Genomic DNA, 21944 nt, shown 5'->3' on the forward strand with positions numbered 1-21944 from the left:
ACTCGAACCTGCTGTTCGTCAACCGGAAGGAGCGCCGGTTCCCGGTGGAGCCGGTGTCGTGGGTGGGTGCCCGCGCGCTGACCGCGCTGCTGTCCTTCCAGGACCGGCACCCGAACCTGATCAAGAAGCAGCTGGTCTAAGGCCTGTCTCGTAGATCATCGGGTGAAGTCTTGCGCCGACTGCGCCGACTGCGCCGACCATCGGAACCTCAGGGGACCGTGACGGCACCCAGCCACCATCCACCTCGATACCCGCACTATTCGCCGGGACGCAACGCACACTTTGAATCCCGGGGAGGCGGACTAGTGACGGCACCCAGCCACCATCCACCTCGACACCCGCACCATTCGCCGGGACGCAACGCACACTGTTAATCCCGGGGAGGCGGTTAGCCGGCCGGTCAGAGGGGGACCGAGACCATCGTGTCGCCGCTGGTGGTCACCACCTCGACCGCCTTGACGTCGGCGGGGTCGACGAGTGCGGTGCCGTCCAGCGTGGTGCCCTTCTTCGCACCGGACGGGGACGCCAGCCAGCTGCCCGCGAGCAGCGGTTCCCCGTTGCGGGGCACCACGCGCAGCTCGCACTTGAGGCCGGCGGGGATGCCGCGCACGTCCGCGTGCACCGCGACCCAGCCGGCCTTCGGGATGAGCGTGACGGCCATCGTCGCGCCGGTGTGGGGGTCGGTGACCTGTGCGGTGCGGGCGTCGGGGGGCAGCGTGGTGGCCGGGCCTGCCACGTCGTTGGGCACGGACTGGCGGCCGATGAGGATGCCGCCGCCCAGTGCGATCGCGACGGCGACCGCGGCCGCCACGACGACCAGCGGCGAGCGGCGGCGGACCGCGGGCTGGGCCTGCGCCCTGGCGCGGCGCAAGGTCTTCTGCAGCAGCATGTCGTCAGCCGGCGGGCCGTTCAGGAACGCCTCCGGCGGCACCTCGTCGAGCGCCGCCCGCAGGCTCGCGATCTCCTGGACCTCGCGCTGGCAGTCGGCGCAGCCGGCCACGTGTGCGTGCACGGCGTGCTGCTCGGCGGGGTCGAGCGCGCCGAGCGCGTACGCGGCGAGCTGGGCGCCGTCGTGCTCCACCGGGCTCATCGCGCACCTCCCCGCGGCCCGCCCAGCGCCGCCCGCAGGGCGCGGACGGCGTGATAAGTCCTCGATTTCACGGTACCGGGCGCGATCCGCAGCGCGGCCGCCGTCTCGTTGACCGTGTGCCCCCGGTAGTACAGCTCCACCAGCACCGAGCGGTGCTCGGGGGAGAGCCGGTCGAGCGCGCCGAGCACGGTGATCGTGTCGACGACGTCGTCCGCGTGGTCACGTTGCGGCGTCGGCACGTCCACCTGCTGGTTGACCTCGGTGGGGCGGACCGCCCGGGCTCTGGCGCGGTCGGTGATGAGGTTGCGGGCCACCGTGAGCAGCCAGCCCCGCACCGAGCCCGTGCCGTGCTCCAGGTCGTCGGCGTGCTTCCAGGCGCGCAGCAGGGTCTCCTGCACGACGTCCTCGGCGGCGGCGCGGTCGCCGGTGAGCCGGACGGCGTAGGCCAGCAGGCTGCGCCCGTGCTCCTCGTAGAGGGAGCGGATCAGCTCCTCGCCGGGCACCCGCCGCGCTCGCCGCGACTTCCTGCCTGGGATCGCCACGCCTGCCATCACCTGCCCGGAGGTTGGTTTTCGCGGTTGCACGACGACCGCCCGGGCGAGCCAGGTTGGGCCTCGGTCGACGAGCAGGGTACTGGACAGGGACACGGTCACAATCACCACACGAGCGGCCGGCCCGGGCGGTTCACTGTGCGCGGTGGGTGACCTGCCGGTGAGGCGTCTTCATTGCCGCCTACCGATATCGCCCTGCGGTTCCGCCTCGGCGGTGCGAGGCTGGGTTGAGCCCAACCCCGGAGGTCGGTATGCCGCTCGCCAAGCCCAGCGATCATCGTCGGCGCGGTCGGAGGGACCTGGCGGTCAACCCGATCGTCACGCGGGAGCCGGTGGAGATCCCGCGGCACCGGATGCCCGCCGGCGAGCTCGATCCGGACACCGCCTACCAGGTCGTGCACGACGAGCTCATGCTCGACGGCAACCCGCGGCTCAACCTCGCCACGTTCGTCACCACGTGGATGGAGCCGCAGGCCCGCACGCTGATGGCCGAGTGCGTCGACAAGAACATGATCGACAAGGACGAGTACCCGCGCACGGCCGAGCTCGAGCAGCGCTGCGTCCACATGCTCGCCACGCTCTGGCACGCGCCCGAGGCGGACCCGCCGACCGGCTGCTCCACCACCGGCTCCAGCGAGGCCTGCATGCTCGCGGGCCTCGCCATGAAACGCCGGTGGCAGCGGCGGAACCTGCCCGGCAGGCCCAACATCGTCATGGGCATCAACGTCCAGGTCTGCTGGGAGAAGTTCGCCAACTACTGGGACGTCGACGCCCGCCTCGTCCCGATGTCCGGCGACCGCTTCCACCTCACCGCCGACGAGGTGACGCAGCACTGCGACGAGAACACCATCGGCGTCGTCGCCATCCTGGGGTCGACGTTCGACGGCAGCTACGAGCCGGTCGCCGAGATCTGCGCGGCGCTGGACCGGTTGCAGGAGGAGAAGGGCTGGGACGTCCCGGTCCACGTCGACGGCGCGTCCGGCGCCATGATCGCCCCCTTCTGCGACCCCGACCTCGTCTGGGACTTCCGCCTCGACCGGGTCTGCTCGATCAACACCTCCGGCCACAAGTACGGCCTGGTCTACCCGGGCGTCGGCTGGGTGGTCTGGCGCGACGCCGCCGCGCTGCCCGCCGACCTCGTGTTCGACGTCAACTACCTCGGCGGCCAGATGCCGACCTTCGCGCTCAACTTCTCCCGGCCCGGCGCGCAGGTCGCCGCCCAGTACTACCTGTTCCTGCGCCTGGGGTTCGCCGGCTTCCAGCGCGTCCAGTCCTATAGCCGCGAGGTCGCCACGACCCTCGCCGAGCGCGTCGCGAAGCTCGGCCCGTTCCGGCTGCTGACCGACGGCAGCGAGCTCCCCGTCTTCGCGTTCACCGTGTCCGAGGGCGAGCCCTTCTCGGTCTTCGACGTCTCCGCGGCGATGCGCGAGCGCGGCTGGCTCGTGCCCGCCTACCCGTTCCCGGCCGACCGCGAGGACCTCAGCGTGCTCCGCGTCGTCGTCCGCACCGGGTTCACCCACGACCTCGCCGACCTGATGTTCGACGACCTCACCGCGTGCCTGCCGCGGCTGCGGGAACAGGCCGCGCCGGTCCGCGGCGACGAGGCGGCGTCCTTCAGCCACGGCGCCGCCAGGTAAATTCGGTTGCCGCCGCCAGCACCGTGTGCTGTGCTGGGAGAGCAGAGGCAGTCAACCGAGGAGTGTGCGATGCGAGGGGCGTTCCGGTCCACCCCAGTGGCAACCGACGCCTACCTCGAGGACCGCACCTTCCATGAGTACGTTGAACCTGGGCATTCTCGCCCATGTTGACGCCGGAAAGACAAGCCTGACCGAACGGCTGCTCTACGCGGCCGGCGCCATCGACCAGATCGGCAGCGTCGACGCCGGCAGCACGCAGACCGACTCCCTCGCCCTCGAACGCCGCCGCGGCATCACCATCAAGTCCGCTGTCGTGTCGTTCGTCGTCGACGGGGTCACCGTCAACCTCATCGACACCCCCGGCCACCCGGACTTCATCGCCGAGGTGGAGCGGGTCCTGAGCGTGCTCGACGGCGCCGTCCTGGTGATCTCCGCGGTCGAGGGCGTGCAGGCGCAGACCCGCGTGCTGATGCGCACCCTGCGGCGGCTGCGGATCCCCACGCTGATCTTCGTCAACAAGATCGACCGGGCCGGCGCGCGGCAGGACGACGTGCTGGATGCCGTCCGGGAGAAGCTGGCGCCGGCGATCGTCGCGATGGGGACGGCCGACCGGCTCGGCACCCGCGACGCCCGCGCCACGCCGTTCACCGCGGCCGACGGCACGTTCACCGCCGGGCTCGGCGAGCTGCTCGCCGAGCGCAGTGATGCGTTCCTGGCCGCGTACCTGGACGACGAGACGGTGTCCTACGAGGCACTCCGCAAGGAGCTGGCCGCACAGGCCCAGCAGGCGCTCGTGCACCCGGTCTACTTCGGCTCGGCCATCACCGGGGCCGGTGTGGACCCGCTCATCGCGGGCATCACCGAGCTGCTGCCCACCGACGAGTCCGATGTGGACGGACCGGTGTCCGGCACGGTGTTCAAGGTGGACCGCGGGCCGGCGGGGGAGAAGATCGCCTATGTGCGGATGTTCTCCGGCACCGTCCGCACCCGCGACCGCCTCGAGCTCCGCGGCCAGGAGGCCAAGGTCACCGCGATCAGCGTGTTCGACCAGGGCGCGGCCGTGCGCGGCCCGTCGGTCGGCGCGGGGCGGATCGGGCTGCTGTGGGGTCTGGGCGACGTGCGGATCGGCGACGCGATCGGCGTCCCGCGGGCGGCGGGGGAGCACTACTTCGCCCCGCCGACGCTGGAGACGATCGTGGTCCCGGTGCGCGCGGCCGACAAGGGCGTGCTGCACGTGGCGCTCGCCCAGCTCGCCGAGCAGGACCCGCTGATCAACCTGCGCCAGGACGAGATCCGGCAGGAGATCGGCGTGTCGCTCTACGGCGAGGTGCAGAAGGAGGTCATCCAGGCGACGCTCGCCGACGAGTTCGGCCTCGACGTCACCTTCCGCGAGACGACCACGATCTGCCTCGAGCGCCCGGTCGGCGTCGGCGAGGCGGTCGAGGTGATCGACAAGGAGCCCAACCCGTTCCTCGCCACGGTGGGCCTGCGCGTCGAGCCGGCCCCGGTCGGCAGCGGCGTGGCGTTCCGGCTCGGCGTCGAGCTCGGGTCGATGCCGTACGCGTTCTTCAAGGCGGTCGAGGAGACCGTCACCGAGACGCTGCGGCAGGGGCTCCACGGCTGGGAGATTCCCGACGCCGTGGTCACGATGACGCACGCCGGCTACTGGGCCCGGCAGAGCCACGCGCACGGCACGTTCGACAAGAGCATGTCGAGCACCGCCGGGGACTTCCGCAACCTGACGCCACTCGTCCTGACGGACGCGCTGCGCCGGGCCGGGACCCGGGTCGAGGAGCCGATGCACCGGTTCCGGCTGGAGGTCCCGGCCGACACGCTCGGCGCGGTGCTCCCGGCGCTGGGCCGGCTGCGGGCGGTGCCGCACACGCCGTCGGTGCGCGGCGCGGCCTACGTGCTGGAGGGCGACCTCCCGGCGGCCGCGGTGCACGAGCTCCAGCAGCAGCTGCCGGCGCTGACCCGGGGCGAGGGCGTGCTGGAGAGCGCGTTCGACCACCACCAGCCGGTGACCGGCACGGTCCCGAGCCGGTCGCGGACCGATCTCAACCCGCTCAACCGGCGGGAGTACCTACTGCGGGTACTGCGGCGAGTGCCCGGGCGCGGAACAGGTGACGCGTGAGGGCGAGCACGCTGAGCGCGGCCACCAGCACGCACACGCCAGGCCAGCCGAACACGGTGTGGGCGCGGGTTCCGAGCCAGGAACCCGCGCTCCCGCCGAGGAACGCGCACGTCATATAGGCGGTGTTGAGCCGGCTGCGGACCTCCGGGCGCAGCGCGAAGATCCGCACCTGGTTCGCCACCATGCCCGACTGCATCGCGACGTCGAGCAGCAGCGTGCCCACGACCAGCGCGGTGAGCCCGGCCGCGCCGCCGAGCCCGCCGAACGCGAGGACGGCGGCAGAGCCGAGGACGCCGAGCATGCAGACGAGGTTCACCGGATCCGGGCCGCGGCGGTCGATCTGCCGGCCGGCGATCGGCGTGGCGATCATGGTGGCCGCGTTGACGAACGCGAGCGCGCCGACCGCCTGCCCGCCGAGGCCGTAGACCGGTCCGGTGAGCAGGAGCGCGACCGCGGTCCAGACCGCGGTGAACGCGGCGAAGATCGTCGCCTGGTAGAAGCTCGACCGGCGCAGCTCCGGCTCGTCGCGCAGCAGCCGCAGCGTCTCGGCCAGCAGCGCCGGGTAGCGCTGGCGCGACGGCGGGGTGGTCGCCGGCAGGGTGAACGCCAGCACGGTCGCGATGACCATGGCCACCGCCGCGGCGGTGAGGTAGGGCGCGCGCCAGCCCAGCCACTCGCCGGCGGCGCCGCCGAGCGCGCGGGACAGCAGCATGCCGCCGATCGAGCCCGCGAGAAGCGTGCCGGTGACCGCGCCGCGGCGGTCCTCGCCGACCAGCCCGGCGGCCATCGGCACGACGATCGGCGCGACGACGGTGGTGAGGCCGACGAGGACGCTCGCGCCGACCAGCGGCGGGAGGCCGGGCGCGGACCCGGCGGCGAGCAGGCACAGGCCCGCGGCGCCGAGCAGCGTGGCGATCAGCGGCCGGTGCGGGAACCGGTCGCCGAGCGGCACGAGCAGGAAGATGCCCGCCGCGTAACCGAGCTGCACCGCGGTCACCACGAGCGCGGCGTCGTCGGGGCTCACCCGCAGGCCGGCCGCGATCAGCGGGCTGACCGCCTGGGGGAAGTAGATGTTGCCGACGGCCACACCGCAGGCGATGGCCAGGAGCACGATCACCCGGCGCGGGACTTCGGCAGGCACGAGGCGAGAGCCTCGCTGGTCGGCGGTTCGGATCGCAAATGGTTTACCGCTGATCTTGACGGCCGGTGGACAGGGTGGTGTCATCGTTCCGAAACTTATTCACGTTCATCTCGTGGCCATTCGGGAGGCCGTGGTGACCCTGCTCCGACGTTCACTGGTGGCGGCGGCGGTCGCCGTCACCCTGACCTCCGCCGGCGTGCTGTCCGCCGGCGCCGCGCCGTCCGGCCCGGCCGCCGCCGCTCTGCCCACCGCCGCCGTCGCCCTCGGCGACAGCTTCATCAGCGGTGAGGGTGGCGGGAGCTACGCCGCCGTCACCGACGTCAACGGGGTGTCCCAAGGCTTCCCGGGCTGGTCCGCGCCTAACGACAACGCCTACTTCTGCCACCGCTCGCCGAACGCGTCGCTGTTCCAGGCCGACCTCGCGGGCATCCAGGACCGGTTCAACCTCGCCTGCTCGGGCGGCCAGCCGCACGACATCGCGAACGCCTCGGCCAGCAGGGACAAGGGCCGGACCGTGCCCGCGCAGCTCGACCAGCTGCGCGCGGTGGCCCAGACCCACGACATCGACCTCGTGCTCGTGGGCCTCGGCTCGAACAACAGCTCGTTCACCTTCGGCGACGCGGCGTCGGTGTGCGCCAACCGGTTCATCGCCGACGCGTGGACCGGCTGGTGGGAGTTCTGGGCCTACCTGGGCGGCGACGTGCCGCAGGAGCCGTGCAATATCTCCGACCTGGCAACGGATGCCGAGCTGGCGTCGGCCACCGCGGAGACGACCGCGGCCCTGCGCCAGCTGCTGTCTACTTTGGACCAGGTGGACGCGGACGGGCAGCACCGGATCGTGTTCCAGGACTACACGAACCCGCTGCCGCAGGACTACGCCCAGCGCTACCACGAGGAGGACGGCCGGGCCGACGACCGGGACAAGTTCCGCGCCCTCGGCGCCGAGCGGTACGCGGCGGGCTGCCCGGCGCACCGGGCGAGCCTCGCGGCCGGTCACCTGTTCTCCCAGGGTCTCGGCCGGCTCGTGCAGTCGACGCATTCGGCGCTGTCGGCCGAGTTCCCGGGTGCGGACCTGGTGTACCTGAACGTGCAGGGCGCGTTCGACGGCGCGCGGCTGTGCGAGCAGGACGGCAGCCCGGCCAACGCGCTGGCGACGCCGATCCGCCTGCAGGACGGGCCGACGGGTGTGCCGGTGACCAGTTTGGACGGTAAGGACAAGATCGCCATCCAGCGGATCGCCAACGCCTGCGTCACGTACTTCCAGACGTGCCAGGAGTCCTGGCACCCGAACGCGTCCGGCTACCAGGTGCTGGGCCGCTGCCTGACGGGCGCCGCGACGACCGCGAGCCGGACGGTGTCGTGCGTGCGCCAGGCCGACGGATCGGTCGCCGTCGGCTGAGACCCGCTGTCGGACCGCCCGGATGAAGGCGCGGCCGGGCGGTCCGACAGCTTCACTCCTGGTGCGACGAGGTCAGAAGACCCAGACGCCGAACATGTTCAGGCCTGGCACGACCGGCTGGAAGTAGCTGTAGCCGCCGCCCATGCCGGAGGTGATGCCGACCGCGGTGGAGCCGGAGAACCAGGAGCCGCCGCTGTCGCCCGGCTGGACGTACGCGTCGCTCTGCGCCATGTTGCTGACGCAGCCCTGCGCGTAGCAGATCGTCAGGCCGGTGGCGGTCACCGTGCCGCAGGTGAGGCCGGTGGTGCTGCCGCTCTTGCACACCGACAGGCCCTGGTACGGGTCCGCGGCGCCGGTGATGTCCTGGTAGCCGCCGTTGTAGAGGTTGACGTTGTCAGGCTGGGGCAGGCCGCCGTCGTTGCGGATGAGGCCGTAGTCGTTGCCGGGGAAGCTGGCGCCGACGGACGGGCCGTAGTACGCGCCGTTGGCGTCGGACCACGAGGGGATCGCGGAGGTGCAGTGGCCCGCGGTGATGCCGGTGTTCCCGGTGGTGCTGAAGCCGAGCGAGCACCGGCTGCCGCTGCCGGTGATGGCGTCGCCGCCGGAGATCGTCGTGTCGAAGGAGCCGTCGAGGTGCTCGACGCGGACGGTGTCGCCGAACTCGGCGGCCTTCGCGGTGAGTGCCCCGGCCTTGGCGGAGTCGCCGATCTGGACCACGACCTGGTTGGCCCGAACGTCGATGCCCGCAGCGGTGTCCGCCGGCAGCGTCGCCGCGACCGCGTCCCGGACCGACGCCAGCTCCGTCATGCTGTGCCGCACGATCTCGGCGGTCGCCCCGGCCGCGCGGACCCCGTCCGCGGCCTTCTGGGACACCACGTTGACCACGAGCGTGCCGTGGTCGAGCCACATGCCGGCCGAGCTGTCACCGGCCTGCGCCACGAGCCGCTCGCCCTTGTCGACGAGCCCGGGCTGCGCGGCGAGCCGCGCCATGGCGTCGGCCCCACCGCCCAACGTGGCCGCGGCAGCCCGCGCGACGGGCTCGCTGTAGCCGGCCGGTAAGGCCTGCGCGGTGGAGGTACTCAGGGGGACGAGCGTCGCCGCGGCCGCCAGCGCGACCAAGGCTCCGCTTCGGGAGAGTGTCATGAGCAGGGATCACCTTTCTCTTGGCGTCGCCGCCCGGAACCCCGACAGGCGCTACCCTCCGCCAAGCCGCCAGGCGGCAAATGTGAGGAAACTTCTCACCTCACTCAGATGACGTTAGGAACCGACGCGGCTCGGCGCCAGCGCCCAGAAGGGTCATCCGCACGCAGATGGAAGAGTGCGGAGCGTCATTGCGCCGAACGTCGTGGGCCGACTGCCGTAACGCGCCCGGTCAGTCGGCCCAACGGTCCACAAAGGAGTGACTCAGCAGTCGCCGGTGTACCGGCAGGCGACCACCGCCGGGCGCTCGACCGGGTGGCCCTGCTCGAGGGACCAGGCCAGCCGGACGTACTGGGCGTGGGTCCACGCGAGCGGCGTCGCCGAGGTGGTGCCGGTGCCCGGGGTGGCGCCGGCGGGGGCCGGTGGGCGGTTGTCCCAGACCTGCTCGGGCAGCATCAGGCCCTCGTTGGCGGTCTCGGACATCGTCCGCAGGCGGCTGCCCGCTGCGGCCGGGTTGCCCGCCAGCAGGTCGTACTCGCCGCGTTCGCCGGCGAAGATCGGCCACAGGCGGCCGTACGTGCGGGTCGGCTCGGGGGTCGGCCAGATCACGTTCCACGGCCCGCCGGTGGCCTGCTCGCCGTAGCCGTCGCTCGTGAAGCGGTGCCACAGCACGCCCGCTGGGGTCCGGTCACCCAGCACCCGGTCCACCACCGCCAGCGAGCTCACGATCGCCGGGTCGTCGGCCGGGCGAACGCCGAGGCGTACCAGCTCGAGGAAGCTCGGGTCGACCACCGTGCGCTGGTCCACCTCGCCCGGGTTGTTGTCGCCGAGGTTGTAGGTGGTGCCGGCGTTCGGGTTGCCGTCCTTGGTCAGGCGCAGGTAGTAGGGCTTGGCCGACAGCGGACCGGTGCTCGTGACCGTCCATTGCTCTACTTTGGACGCCCAGGTGTCGGCAATGGACAGATAGTGCCGGGCACCCGCGGTGTCACCCGCGCGGGTCAGCAGGTCGGCCAGGCACACCAGCCCGGAGACCTCCGCGGCGATCGTGCCGGGGGAGTAGCCGCTCTGGTTCTCCCACCGCTCCTGCTCGGTCCACGGCGCCTTGTTGCCGTCCTTCTCGTACGTCACCATGAACTCCGCCGCCCGGCGCAGACCGTCCAGTGTGGACTTGTCGGTGCGGCCGAGCAGCCACGCGAGCAGCATCGGCGCCGCGGTCTCGTCCAGCTGGACGCTCGTCCAGTACGGCTCGCCGGTCACCCGGGTGTTCTGGGCGAGGTGGCCGTCCGGCTGCTGCTGCACGCCGATCATGAAGTCCAGCGCGCGGTCGGCCCCCCGCCGGTCGCCGGCCGCGAGCAGGCCCGTCGCGATCTGGTAGAGGTCACGCGGCCAGACCAGGGCGTACGAGCCGAACTCCGGCGCGATCTGGCGGTCGGTGCCGAACGCCCACGGGAAGCCGGGTGCGGCGATGTACGCGCCGGGATGCCGCTTGTCCTCACTGGCCGCCAGCACCAGCACCGAGCTGCGGTAGACGGCCCGCTCCTGCGCCGTCCGCACGCTCGACGGCGGCCGCCGCAGTCCGGCGGCGTAGCCCTGCCAGCCCTGCGCGTACTCGCGGGCCACCGCGCGGAACCCCGCGGCCAGCGACCGGCTCGCCGTGCGCGCCGCCTCGTCCGCGTGCCGGCCGAAGCCCAGGACCAGCGTGTCGTGCCGCTGCCGGGTGCCGTCCACGCGCAGCTTCCCCGTCTGCACGACGTTGCCCGGGCCGGCCTTGCCGTACGTCCAGTCCATCCGGTGGTCGGCCAGGTCGGTCCAGCCGTCGCTCGTCCCCAGGTAGCCCGACGAGGTCGCGGCGAACCCGCGGCCGGCGACCAGGGCGCTCGCCGCGGCGGCGTCCGAGGCCACGAGCGTCGAACCCGAGCGGGCGCTGTCGTCGTTGCCCTCGCGCGACAGCGCCGGGTCGTACACGACGTAGGCCTGCAGCGGCCGGTGGGCCTTCAGGTCCACGTCGACGAGCACGCTCGCCCGGCTCGGGTCGGTCACGTACGTCAGCGTCGCCGACCACCCGGTACCGCGCGCCACCTGCCGGAACGTCAGGTCGGACACCGGCTCGGTGCGGCCGGTGACGCGCTCGGTGAAGCTCGTCCCGTCGGTGACCACCAGCTGCAGCTCCCGCGTCGCGGGCGTGCTCAGGTCCGGGTAGAACACCTCGGTCATCCGCCCGCCGCCCAGCGTGAACCACACCGGGCTGTCCGCGCCGCTGCGCGCGGTGCCGAACGCCTGTTTGTCCGCCGGCTGGTAGACCGCCGGCGCGCCGGGCCCGCCCGGCGCATCACCACCGGCGCTCGCCGGCACCGCGGCGGTCATCGTCGCCACGACGGCCGATAACGTTCCCAACAGCACTGTTCGACGCACGGCGGTTCCCTTTCCCGAGGACGACTCTGTCGGTACCAACGTGCCCGATCCGGCCGGCCGCCGCACGACGAGCACGACAGTCCACTGAGGACTAGGGGCGGAGGACTAAGGGCAGAGCGCGGTGAGGGTCCGCTCGGCGCCCGGGTCACCCGCGGTGGCCGGCACGAGGCCGATCTCGTCGAGGCCCGCGTCGGCGTACTCGGCGATCCGCGCCCGCACCGACCCGAGGTCGCCGACCAGCCCGATCGTCCCGGCGGCCTCCTTCGGCAGCGCGGCAAGGAGTTCCTCCGGCCCGGCCCCGGCGTCGGCGAGCTCGACGGCCGCGCCGAACCCGGCCTCGACGAACACCTCGCGGTAGCCGCGCACCGGGAAGTACCCGATGACGCTGCGCAGCAGCTGGGTCGACGACGCCTCGTCGGGATCGATCGCGGCCGGTAGCCACGCGGCCAGCGTCGGCGCGGGACGGCCGAGGCGGGCGGCGGCCGCGTCGAGCTTCGCGCGCAGGGTGCGGACCTGGTCGACCGACACGAGGTCCAGCAGCATCCGGTCGGCGTACTCCGCGGCGATCGCGATGGCCTTGTCGCCGAAGGCCGCGACCGTCAGCGGGCACAGGGCCGGCGGGAGCCGCGGCCGGAAGCCGTGCGTGTCCGTCGCACCGAACCACTCGCCGGCCCGGTGCGCGACGACGGCCGCCGCGCACGAGCGCAGGTCGGTGACCGGCCTGGCCCGCGACCGGCCGTGCACGCCCTCGACCACCCGGGTGCTGGACGTGCCGAGCGCGACGCCGCACGGGCGGCCGGTGACCGCCTCGACCCCGGCCGCCCCGCGGACGACGGTGAGCGGGTCCCGCACGGACACCGGGATCGGCCCGGCCGTGAGCGCGATCCGGCTGGTGACGTCGGCGACCGCGGTGGCCAGGACGAAGGAGTCCCACGTCGGCCCCTCGCCCAGCCACACCTCGCCGTAGCCGAGGCGGTCGGCGAGGGTGGCCACCCGCAGCGCCTCCAACGGCGGCTGGTCGTCCTCCCTGGACGCGGCGACCACGCTGAGCTTCATCCGGATCACCGTAGTGCGGCCAGGACGTCGTCCGTGCTGTGGTGCGCGGCGATCTGCGCGGCCAGCCCGCGGGCGGTGGCCCGGTAGCTCTCCTCGCCGAGGATCGTGTGCAGCGCGGCGCGGATCGCGTCCGCGTCGGCCGGGGTGTGCAGGCCGGCGCCGACCGCGGCCACCTGGCGGGCGTTGATGTGCTGGTCCTCCGCGAAGAGCGGCACGACGACCAGCGGCACGCCCGCGGCCAGCGCACCGAGCGTCGAGCCGCCGCCACCGTGGCAGACGACGGCGCTCGCGCGGCCGAGGACCTCGAGCTGGTCGACCCAGGGCTCGACGCGCACGTGCGGTGGCGGGGTGCCGAGCGTCGCCGGGTCGGTGGCCCGGCCGACCGTCAGCAGCACGTCGGCGTCGAGGTCCGCGACCGCCTCCAGCGCCGCCGCGTAGACGGCCGCGAGGTGGGGCATCCCGCCCGCGACGCTGCCGAACGTCACGTACACGAACGGCCGCGCGGGCTCGGGTGCGGCGGTGAACACGGCCCAGGACGGGTCGCGGAAGCGCAGCGTCCGCGGTGGGTCGGCCACCGCCGGGTCCTCGAGCCCGGCCGGGAACATCGTGAGGTAGGGCGCCTCGGCCAGCCGGTGCCCGCCGGCCAGGCCGTGGGAGTGGCGCAGCGCGTCGATGTTGGCGCCCGCGATCCCCATGAACAGGTGCTCCACCACGCCGAGCCCGATGCCGACCCGTGCGTGCGGAACGTCGTGCAGCTCGGCCGCGACCGCCGCGCCGAACTCCGCCGACTCGCGGACCACGACGTCCGGCCGCCACGCCGTCATCGCCTCGCGAAGCTGCGGGACGGCGGCGGTCGCGTCCAGCCGGGCGAAGACCTCGCTGACGACCCAGGCGTTGGCCTCGTCGTGGGACATCGTCTGGAGCCGGCCGAACGCCGTGGCCATGTCCTCCGGCGGCGGGTCGCCGAACGGCCAGAACCCCGCGCCGGTCGGCGTGACGCTCCCCTCGAGCGAGGCCGGCCCGGCCACGAGCACGTCGTGCCCGCCGCGCAGGCACGACCGGACGAACGGCACGAGCGGCCCGAAGTGCCCGGCGCCGGACGTCGAGGAGAAGAGGATGCGCACGCGTCGACCGTAGCCCTCAGGCGAAGGCGTCGACCCCGGTCAGCTCGGCGGACAGGGTCCACAGGCGCGCGGCCTGCGCGGGGTCGACGGCGTAGTCGCGGACGCCGACCCGGGTGCCGTCGGCGGGCGTGGGCTCGGCGATGTCGCAGTCCTCGAGGTAGACCCCGCCCATGCCGGCGAGCTGGGGCGAGGTGGCGGCCCAGGTCTGGGTGGCGGCGCCCTGCTCGGGGTTCTTGACGTCGCCGATGATGTTGCCGTCGTCGTCCATGAAGCCGGCGTCGATCATCTCCCGCTGGGTCAGGTACCGCGCGAGGTTGGTCGCGATGCGGCCCGGGTGCAGGGAGAAGGCGCGGACGCCGGGCCGCTCCCGGGCGAGCGCGTCGAGGTGGACGGCGAACAGGACGTTGGCGGTCTTGGCCTGGCCGTACGCCAGCCACTTGTCGTAGCCGCGCGCGAAGTCGACGTCGTCCCAGCGGATGCCGGAGAAGTGGTGGCCGCGGGAGGAGACGGAGACGACCCGGGCGCCGGGGCTGACGGCCGGCCAGAGCCGGTTGACCAGGGCGAAGTGGCCGAGGTGGTTGGTGGCGAACTGCGCCTCCCAGCCGGGGCCGACGCGGGTCTCGGGCGCGGCCATGATGCCCGCGCTGTTGATCAGGAGGTCGATGCGGCGGCCGGAGGCGAGGAAGCGCTCGGCGAACGCGCGGACGCTGTCGAGGTCGGCGAGGTCCAGCTCGTCGATCTCGACTCCGGCCTCGACTCCGGCCTCGCCGAGGCCGGCCAGCGCCTCCTCGGCGGTGGCGCGCCGCCGGGCCGGGACGACGACGTGCGCGCCGGCCGCGCTGAGCGCGCGGGTGGTCTCGAGCCCGATGCCGGAGTAGCCGCCGGTGACGAGCGCGAGCTTGCCCGTGAGGTCGATGCCGGCGAGGACGTCGGCGGCGGTGCTGGTGGCCCCGAAACCGGAGCCGATCTTGTGCTGTGGAGTGGTCATGCCATCGACGCTATGACTTGGAGTGCGCTCCAGCGCAAGTCCTGCCAGCACCCATTCAGGGGGCCCGGTCCCGCTCGTCCGGACCGCGGCCAGGATGGAGCCGTACGGCGCACACCGTCGTCGGATGTGGGTGGGCGACCTGAGGTTCAGGCTGCTCGGGCCGGTGCACTGCCCATGCCCTCGAGCATGGCCGCCGTGCTGCACACACGCCCGCACACGTCCCGCACCCGTCCAGCACACGTCGCTAGGCTCGCCGCCATGGTTGACCTCGAGGAGTTCGTCCGTTCCATGCCCAAGTGCGAACTGCACCTCCACATCGAGGGCACGCTCGAGCCGGAGCTGAAGTTCCGTCTCGCGGAGCGCAACGGCGTCGAGCTGCCGTACCGGACCGTCGAGGAGGCCCGCGCCGCCTACGACTTCCACGACCTCACCTCGTTCCTGGTCGGCTACTACCAGGGCATGTCCGTGCTCGTCACCGAGCCGGACTTCTACGAGCTCGCCTACGCCTACTTCGAGAGGGCCGCCGCCGAGGGAGTCGAGCACGCGGAGATCTTCTTCGACCCGCAGGGCCATACCTCCCGGGGCGTCGAGTTCGCCACCGTGATCAGGGGGCTGCGCCGCGCGCAGCTCGACGCGTGGCGGGTGCTCGGGCTGCACTCGCAGCTGATCATGTGCTTCCTGCGGGACTTCCAGGCCGAGTACGCGATGGCGACCCTGCTGGAGTCGCTGCCCTACAAGGACTGGATCACCGGCGTCGGCCTCGACTCCGACGAGCGGGGCAACCCGCCCGCGAAGTTCGCCGCCGTGTTCGCCCGGGCGCGGGCCGAGGGCTACCTCCTCACCATGCACTGCGACGTCGACCAGGAGAACTCCGTCGAGCACATCCGGCAGTGCCTGGAGGACATCGGCGTCGACCGGATCGACCACGGGGTCAACATCCTCGAGGACCCGGCGCTCGTCGCGGAGGTCAAGCGGCGCGGGCTCGGTCTCACGGTCTGCCCCGTCTCCAACCGCTTCGTCACCGACGGCACCAAGGCCGCCGAGCTGAAGCGGCTGCTGGACGCGGGTGTCCGGGTCACCGTGAACTCCGACGACCCGGCCTACTTCACCGCCTACGTCACCGACAACCTGCTCACCGTGCGGCGGGAGCTCGACCTCGACCGCGCGCAGCTGGTCCGCTTGCAGCGCAACGCGATCGAGGCCTCGTGGGCGCCGCCCGCGGTCCGGCGAGCGTTCCTCGACAAGCTCGACAAGCTCGACGAGCTGACCGGGACCAGCTAGGCGGCCCAGCAGTTCAGCCGGATCGGCTGGCCCAGCAGCGCGTCGTGGACGCCGTCGTACACCGTGCCGTCCAACGCCAGCCCTACGTGGGCCACCGCGCGGAACGGGCACTGGGACTGGATCAGCACATTGGTCGCGCCGTCGCGCAGGGACGCGTTCGCGACCGGGCGGACCAGCTCGTCCAGGGACGTGTAGAAGTTGGTGTAGCGGACGGAACCGATCGTGTCTCAACAGTAGAAAGTCGGGAAAAGCGGAGACCCGGGATGCGCCGGCCGCCACCGGCGCATCCCGGGTCTCCGGGGACTCAGGCGAGCGTGGGGATCAGGCCCCGCCCCCACCCGGCTGCACGACGCCGTTCACGGTGAGCGTGTACGGCGCGTACTGCTGGACCAGCTCGGTCGGCTCGTCGTACGTGACGACCGCGACCACCTTCGGGAACAGCGCGAACAGCAACATCTGCAGCGTGCTGAGCCGCACCGACGACTTCCCGTTGAACTCGGCCTGCAGGCCGATCTGGTTCTGCTCGTCGTAACCGACGAGCTTGACGTTCCAGTTGTTCACCGGGGTCGGCCGGATCTCGGTCGGCGAGTCGAACGAGTCCAGGCTGGACCCGTCGCTGACCTGCGTCCCGCCGACGGTGACGTCGTCGACCTTGAAGCCGCCTTCGTTGACCCCGCCGTCGCTGATGTACTGGAAGCCGAGCAGAACGGTCTGCCCCGCGTACGCCGTCAGGTCGAACGTGTGCGGCTCGAACCCGCTCGTCGTGCCGTTGAGGCCCGGGCCACCCGGCGCGTCGATCGTCTTGTCACCGGCGATCGGCTTGTAGGTCGCCCCGCCGTCGGTGGACACCACCACGTAGCCGTAGTCGAACCCGAACTCGGCGCCGTACTTCGCGAGGAAGCGCAGCGTCGGGTCGGTGGTCGGCACGGCGACCGAGGTGACGGCCGTGGCGTTGAGGTTGTTCCGGTTGCCCGACCACAGGACCGGGTTGCCCGGCCGGTCCGCGTCGTCCGACACGACCGTCCACTGCAGCGGCAGCGACGGCAGCGTCGTGGCGCCCTGGAAGCTCAACGACCGGAGGTCGCGCCCGCGCAACGCCTGACCGTTCGCCCCTTGCAGCTGGACGTAGTCGGCGCCGTTCGGGGCGGCTCCCGGGTTGTCGTTGGCATCCGGGTTGGCCAGGTTGACCGTGGAGCGCACGCTCGGCGAGGTCACCCGGCTCTTGGGCACGCCCAGCATGATCCCGCGCCGCGACTCGCCGACGATCTTGTCCAGCAAGGTCATCGACTGGAAGTCGTGGAGCACGGAGTACACGTCGTGCACGCCCACGGTCTCCAGCTCGGCGGCCAGGCTGGCGAACCCTTGGCGGGTGCCGTCCCGGTGCAGCCGGGACATGAAGTCCGCGCCGTAGCGGTCGTACAGGAACAGCATCAGCTGGTAGGCGTTGCCGTAGTCGGACAGCACCTCGCCCGGATCGCCCTCGCCCCACAGGTTGAGGGAGTTCTCCGGACCTCCGCAGTCCCGCGGGTTCACGTTGAACGGCGTCTGCACCGGGCCGAAGCCCTGGAAGCAGTAGATGTGGCTGTCCGCGCCCCGGTCGAACACCGTCGCCTTGGCGTCGACGTAGCCGGTGAGGGTCTGGGCGAAGTCGGACAGACCCTCGTTGATCCAGGTGCCCTCGAACGGATCGGTGTAGTAGTGCAGGAGGTGCTGCCACTCGTGCGCGAACGTGCCCTCATAGAGGCGCGGGCGCGCTTGGCGGCTGGTGCACAGGTCGGCGGTGGGCTCATCGGGCGGGTTGACCCCGGTCCGGTGCAGCCAGTCGAACGCGTCGACGGTCATCACGTTGCGGTCCAGCAGCTCGTTGAACTGCGAGGAGAAGAAGCCCGCGATGTAGGTCGGCGCCGCCGGGAACGTGTAGTAGTTGGCGTCCCGGACGTTGTCGATCAGCGCGACGGTGTTGTCACCCTCGCCGGTGTAGTCACCGGTGATCCGCGCGCTGGAGCCGTCCCGGTCAGGAGGCGTCGAGAACGTCGCCGTCTCCTTCGGGTACATGTTGGTGTCGAACTCGGTGATGAGCCCGTTGACCTGTGCGTCGGTGATCTCGGTCGACGAGGCGATCTGCCTGCGGCAGTCACCCGCGGGGAAGGCGGTGTCGTTCGCCACCCACACCTCGATCTTGTCGCCGACTCCGCGAAGGGTGTAGTCCTTGCGGTAGAGGCGGCCTTGGGCGTCGTCCAGCCCCAGCCACGAGCGGACGGTTCCGACCGGCGGAGTGACCGCGGCCGCGCTCGCCCCCTTCTGCGTCTTCGCGCTCGGCTGGTAGCTCGTCGGCGTCTCGACCTTCTTGCCGTCGAGCGTGAAGTCCTTGCGGGTCAGCTCTCGGACGTCACTGGCCGGAGCGGCCGGAGGGGCAGCGGTCGGCGCAGCGCTGACCGTGGATGCCGGAAGTACCTGCAGCAGGGGAACGAGGAGTACCGCGGCTGCGGCCGAAGCTAATCGGCTACGTCGCATGAAATACCTTTCGCTCAGAACGCGCCACATCGTGAGGATTGGCCCACGATGTGACGCTCTTGGTGTACTTTGTCCCGTACCTGAGCGTTTCGATTTGAGCCGGGAAGATGTTTCACCTGTCAGGGGACTTATTTCTCCTGGCAGCGGACCTTTGGCGAGGGTCGGTCACCCTCCGGAGCGTCCACGGTGAGACCGACCGAGATCGTCCCCTTGACGGGCACTGTCACGTTCCAATCGGCGTTGCGCACAGTGACCGTTTCGCCGTCCTGCTCGACGGTGCCGCCCCACAGGTTCTTGATCTCGTGCCCGGCCGGTGCGGTCCAGGTCAGCGTCCATCCGGTGAGCGTCGCGTCGCCGTCGTTCCGCACCGTCACCTTCGCCTCGTAGCCGGCCTGCCAGGAGTTGACGACCTCGAACCGGGCCGAGCAGGCGGGCGGTACGGGCGGGGGAGTCCCGGTGGCCGGTGGGGCCGAGGTGGTGGCGGGCGTGCCGGTCGACGCCGGCTCGTTGATCAGCAGGCCGAGCACGACACCGGCGGCCACCAGCGCCGCGGCCGCTACTCCCGCGACGACCGTGCGCGGGGACCAGCGCCGGCGGGTGGGCAGCATCAGGGTCGGCGTCGGCGTCCGTGGCTGCGGCTCGGGCTCGGGCACCGGCCGGCCGTCGGCCGCGGCGGCGAGCACCTCGTGCGCGGCACGCATGGTGGGCCGCTCGCCGGGGTCGCGGCGCAGCAGCCACCGCAGGGTCCCGGTCAGCGGGCCGGCCCGGCGCGGCGGCGCGGGCTCGCCGGCCGCGACCCGGTGCAGCAGCGCGATCGGGTTCTCGTCGACCCCGAACGGCGGCGTGCCCTCGAGCGCGGCGTAGAGCGTGGCGCCGAGGGAGAACACGTCCGAGCGGGAGTCCGCGGCCGCGCCGCCGGCGACCTCCGGGGCGAGGTAGGCCGGTGTGCCGGCGATGATGCCGGCCGCGGTGACCGTGCCGTCGCCGGTGGCCCGGGAGATGCCGAAGTCGGTGATCTTCGCCGTGCCGTCCGCGGTGATCAGCACGTTGTCCGGCTTGACGTCGCGGTGCACGATGCCCGCCGCGTGCGCCTCGGCGAGCGCGGCGGCGACCTGCGCGCCGATGCCGGCGACCTCCCGCGGCGGCAGGCCACCGCGGGCGGCGAGCACCGCGGCGAGGCTCTCGGACCGCAGGTACTCCAGGACCAGGCACGGCCGGCCGTCGTGCTCGACCACGTCGTGCACCGCGATCGCGTTGGGATGGCGCAGCCGGCCGGCGATCCGGGCCTCCCGCATGGCGCGGGCGGTGGCCTCGCCGGCCTTCTCGTCCGTGGTGGAACCGTCGAGCACCAGCTGCTTCACCGCGACCGGCCGGTCGAGCCGCTCGTCCCGGGCCAGCCAGACGATCCCCATCGCGCCGCGGCCGACGTGCGACTCGAGGCGGTAGCGTCCGGCGATCAGGTCACCCGGTTCCATCGTGCCCAAACGCTAGCGCGGCGCGGCCGGAAACCGGATGGCGTGGGGACTACGCGCTGCCGACCGGTCAGCGGTACCCGCACTTCGGCGTGCGGGCCACCCCCGAAGGTGGGCCGAGTTGATCGCGCCGTGCCGGCCGCGCGGCCGGTGGTGATGTACCCGCTACCCGGGCCGGCCGGGCAGCGGGTTGCGGGCGGCGATGTCGCGGACGACCAGCAAGGTCAAAGAGTGGTATCCCTGTGGGCATGCGGTTCGTCGTGCAGCGGCACCGGGCCCGCAGGCTCCACTACGACCTGCGGCTGGAGCTGGACGGCGTCCTCGTGAGCTGGGCCGTCCCGAAGGGACCCACGCTCGACCCCGGCGTGCGCCTGCTCGCGGTGCACGTCGACGATCACGACCTCGGCCACTACGACTTCGAGGGCGTGATCCCGGGCGCGCGGTACGGCGCGGGCGACGTGATCGTGTGGGACTGGGGCACGTGGGAGCCCGCCGGCACCACCGACCCGGCCCGGGCGGTGGCCGACGGCGAGCTCCACTTCGACCTGCACGGCGAGAAGCTGGCCGGCCGGTTCGTGCTCATCCGCAGGGACATCGACCAGCGCGGGCGCGGGCAGTGGCTCCTGATCCACAAGAACGACGCCCACGCCGAACGCGGCTGGAACCCCGAGGATCACCCCCGGTCGGTGAAGTCCGGCCTGACCAACGACGAGCTCAGCCGACCGTGATCTCGACCTTGTTGGCGTACAAGGCGACGTGCTCGGCGATGGGCGCGACGGCCTCGTACGGCGTGCGGTAGGTCCAGATGACGTCGGTGAGCTCGCCGTCGGGCGTGCTGAGGCTGTAGTAGGACGCGTCGCCCTTGAAGGGGCAGTACGTGCTGGTGTCGGTGGCCGTGAGCAGCGACTGGTCGACATCGGCCAGCGGGATGTACTGCACCGGCGGATAGTTGGACTCCTGCAGCACCAGCGCGGACGTGGTGTCGGCGACGACCTGCCCACCGACCCGGACCGTGACCCGCTCGGGGTTCTTCTCCACGGTGATGGGGTGGTCGGGGCCGGGAATCTTTATCTCACGGGACACTAGCGTGGTCGGCGAAGCCGGCTCGACGGAATGGACGAAGGATGGATCTGGATCTGCGGGATCGCGTTTTCCTGGTGACCGGTGGCAGCAAGGGGTTGGGCCTGGCCACCGCGACGGCGCTCGTGGCCGAGGGGGCGCGGGTCGTGATCTCCGGGCGGCACAAGGGTCCCGTGGACGAGGCGGTGGTCGGCCTGGGTCCTCGGGCGGACGGGGTGGCCTGCGACAACGCCGACCCGGCGACCCCGCGGCTGCTGCTCGACCGGGCGCGGGAGCGGTTCGGCCGGGTGGACGGCCTGCTCGTGAGCGTCGGCGGCCCGCCGGCCGGCTCGGCGATGTCGGTGCCGGACGAGCAGTGGCGCGACGCCTTCGAGTCGGTGTTCCTCGGCGCGGTCCGGCTGGCCCGGGAGGTCGCGGCCGAGCTGCGGGCCGGTGGTTCGATCGCGTTCGTGCTGTCGACGTCGGTGCACGTGCCGATCGCCGAGCTCGGTGTCTCCAACGGGCTGCGGCCGGGACTGGCGATGGTCGCCAAGTCGCTCGCCAACGAGCTGGGCCACCGCGGCATCAGGGTCAACGGCCTGCTGCCGGGCCGGATCGCGACCGACCGGCTGACCTACCTCCAGGCGCAGTCCACCCCGGAGGCCCGGGCCGCGGCGCTGGCCGCGATCCCGTTGGGCCGCGCGGGCGAGCCGGCCGAGTTCGGCCGGGTCGCCGCGTTCGTGCTGTCCCCGGCCGCGAGCTACGTGACCGGCGCGATGATCCCGGTGGACGGTGGCCTGCTGCCCGGCCTCTAGTCCGCCTCCCCGGGATTTAACAGTGTGCGTTGCGTTCCGGCGGATGGTGCGGGTGTCGGGGTGGATGGTGGTTGGGTGTCGTCACTAGTCCGCCTCCCCGGGATTAAAAGTGTGCGTTGCGTCCCGGCGAA

The 21944-nt window shown here is 72.2% G+C and carries 18 protein-coding genes; 6 read left to right on the top strand and 12 right to left on the bottom strand.

All coding sequences use genetic code 11. The features are described from left to right. Window positions 1–400: 400 nt before the first annotated feature. Both VGD70_RS06905 and VGD70_RS06910 read right to left on the bottom strand, forming a co-directional pair. The gene (locus VGD70_RS06905) at window positions 401–1090 is read right to left on the bottom strand and encodes an anti-sigma factor (protein ID WP_331079265.1); all 690 of its coding nucleotides are present in this window, start codon (window positions 1088–1090) and stop codon (window positions 401–403) included. Continuing rightward, on the bottom strand, window positions 1087–1632 hold the full coding sequence (locus VGD70_RS06910) for a sigma-70 family RNA polymerase sigma factor (protein WP_331079267.1): 546 nt from the start codon (window positions 1630–1632) through the stop codon (window positions 1087–1089). Before VGD70_RS06910 ends, VGD70_RS06905 begins: the two co-directional genes overlap by 4 nt. Before the next feature lie 260 nt (window positions 1633–1892). On the opposite strand from VGD70_RS06910, the gene VGD70_RS06915 reads away from it, so the two are divergent. Then, window positions 1893–3278: a glutamate decarboxylase gene (locus VGD70_RS06915; protein ID WP_331079269.1), complete on the top strand. Its 1386-nt coding sequence runs from the start codon at window positions 1893–1895 to the stop codon at window positions 3276–3278. A gap of 133 nt (window positions 3279–3411) precedes the next feature. Next, entirely contained in the window at window positions 3412–5412 is a 2001-nt protein-coding gene (locus VGD70_RS06920) for a translation factor GTPase family protein (RefSeq protein WP_331079271.1), read from the top strand. On the opposite strand, the gene VGD70_RS06925 is transcribed toward VGD70_RS06920, so the two are convergent. Next, window positions 5345–6553, bottom strand: a complete 1209-nt coding sequence (locus VGD70_RS06925) for an MFS transporter (RefSeq protein ID WP_331079273.1) — start codon at window positions 6551–6553, stop codon at window positions 5345–5347. The genes VGD70_RS06920 and VGD70_RS06925 overlap by 68 nt on opposite strands. A 112-nt stretch (window positions 6554–6665) precedes the next feature. On the opposite strand from VGD70_RS06925, the gene VGD70_RS06930 reads away from it, so the two are divergent. Continuing rightward, the gene (locus VGD70_RS06930) at window positions 6666–7952 is read left to right on the top strand and encodes a hypothetical protein (RefSeq protein ID WP_331079275.1); all 1287 of its coding nucleotides are present in this window, start codon (window positions 6666–6668) and stop codon (window positions 7950–7952) included. A 72-nt stretch (window positions 7953–8024) separates the two neighbouring features. Here VGD70_RS06930 and VGD70_RS06935 read toward each other — a convergent pair whose 3' ends face one another. The 5 genes from VGD70_RS06935 to VGD70_RS06955 form a co-directional block, all read right to left on the bottom strand. Next, window positions 8025–9095 carry a S1 family peptidase gene (locus VGD70_RS06935; protein ID WP_331079277.1) on the bottom strand — a complete coding sequence of 357 codons (1071 nt, stop codon included), beginning with the start codon at window positions 9093–9095 and terminating at the stop codon, window positions 8025–8027. A 261-nt stretch (window positions 9096–9356) separates the two neighbouring features. Then, on the bottom strand, window positions 9357–11492 hold the full coding sequence (locus VGD70_RS06940) for a glycoside hydrolase family 15 protein (protein ID WP_414637905.1): 2136 nt from the start codon (window positions 11490–11492) through the stop codon (window positions 9357–9359). Between the two features lie 117 nt (window positions 11493–11609). Then, window positions 11610–12560, bottom strand: a complete 951-nt coding sequence (locus VGD70_RS06945; protein WP_331079281.1) for an LLM class F420-dependent oxidoreductase — start codon at window positions 12558–12560, stop codon at window positions 11610–11612. A 5-nt stretch (window positions 12561–12565) separates the two neighbouring features. Continuing rightward, window positions 12566–13684: a glycosyltransferase gene (locus tag VGD70_RS06950; RefSeq protein ID WP_331079283.1), complete on the bottom strand. Its 1119-nt coding sequence runs from the start codon at window positions 13682–13684 to the stop codon at window positions 12566–12568. A 16-nt stretch (window positions 13685–13700) separates the two neighbouring features. Beyond that, window positions 13701–14672, bottom strand: a complete 972-nt coding sequence (locus tag VGD70_RS06955; protein WP_331079285.1) for an SDR family NAD(P)-dependent oxidoreductase — start codon at window positions 14670–14672, stop codon at window positions 13701–13703. Window positions 14673–14930: 258 nt separating this feature from the next. Here VGD70_RS06955 and add point away from each other — a divergent pair, with 258 nt between their 5' ends. Further along, window positions 14931–15953, top strand: a complete 1023-nt coding sequence (add, locus tag VGD70_RS06960) for an adenosine deaminase (protein WP_331079287.1) — start codon at window positions 14931–14933, stop codon at window positions 15951–15953. Here the strand turns inward: add and VGD70_RS06965 are convergent. The 3 genes from VGD70_RS06965 to VGD70_RS06975 all read right to left on the bottom strand — a co-directional run bounded on the left by VGD70_RS06965 (window position 15950) and on the right by VGD70_RS06975 (window position 19942). Next, window positions 15950–16081, bottom strand: a complete 132-nt coding sequence (locus VGD70_RS06965; RefSeq protein WP_331079288.1) for a hypothetical protein — start codon at window positions 16079–16081, stop codon at window positions 15950–15952. The two genes, add and VGD70_RS06965, sit on opposite strands and share 4 nt — an antisense overlap. A gap of 193 nt (window positions 16082–16274) precedes the next feature. After that, window positions 16275–18467, bottom strand: coding sequence for a hypothetical protein (locus VGD70_RS06970; RefSeq protein WP_331079290.1), 2193 nt, complete (start codon window positions 18465–18467; stop codon window positions 16275–16277). A 128-nt stretch (window positions 18468–18595) separates the two neighbouring features. Next, window positions 18596–19942: a serine/threonine-protein kinase gene (locus tag VGD70_RS06975; protein WP_331079292.1), complete on the bottom strand. Its 1347-nt coding sequence runs from the start codon at window positions 19940–19942 to the stop codon at window positions 18596–18598. Between the two features lie 245 nt (window positions 19943–20187). On the opposite strand from VGD70_RS06975, the gene VGD70_RS06980 reads away from it, so the two are divergent. Next, entirely contained in the window at window positions 20188–20667 is a 480-nt protein-coding gene (locus tag VGD70_RS06980; protein WP_331079294.1) for a DNA polymerase ligase N-terminal domain-containing protein, read from the top strand. Here VGD70_RS06980 and VGD70_RS06985 read toward each other — a convergent pair. Next, window positions 20654–20977, bottom strand: coding sequence for a DUF427 domain-containing protein (locus VGD70_RS06985; RefSeq protein ID WP_414637904.1), 324 nt, complete (start codon window positions 20975–20977; stop codon window positions 20654–20656). The genes VGD70_RS06980 and VGD70_RS06985 overlap by 14 nt on opposite strands. Before the next feature lie 86 nt (window positions 20978–21063). On the opposite strand from VGD70_RS06985, the gene VGD70_RS06990 reads away from it, so the two are divergent. Continuing rightward, window positions 21064–21813 (top strand): SDR family NAD(P)-dependent oxidoreductase, encoded by a 750-nt coding sequence (locus VGD70_RS06990; RefSeq protein WP_331079298.1) that lies wholly within the window; start codon window positions 21064–21066, stop codon window positions 21811–21813. The last annotated feature ends 131 nt before the right edge of the window (window positions 21814–21944 follow it).

The organism is Actinophytocola sp. (assembly GCF_036402745.1).
Classification (GTDB): domain Bacteria; phylum Actinomycetota; class Actinomycetes; order Mycobacteriales; family Pseudonocardiaceae; genus Actinophytocola.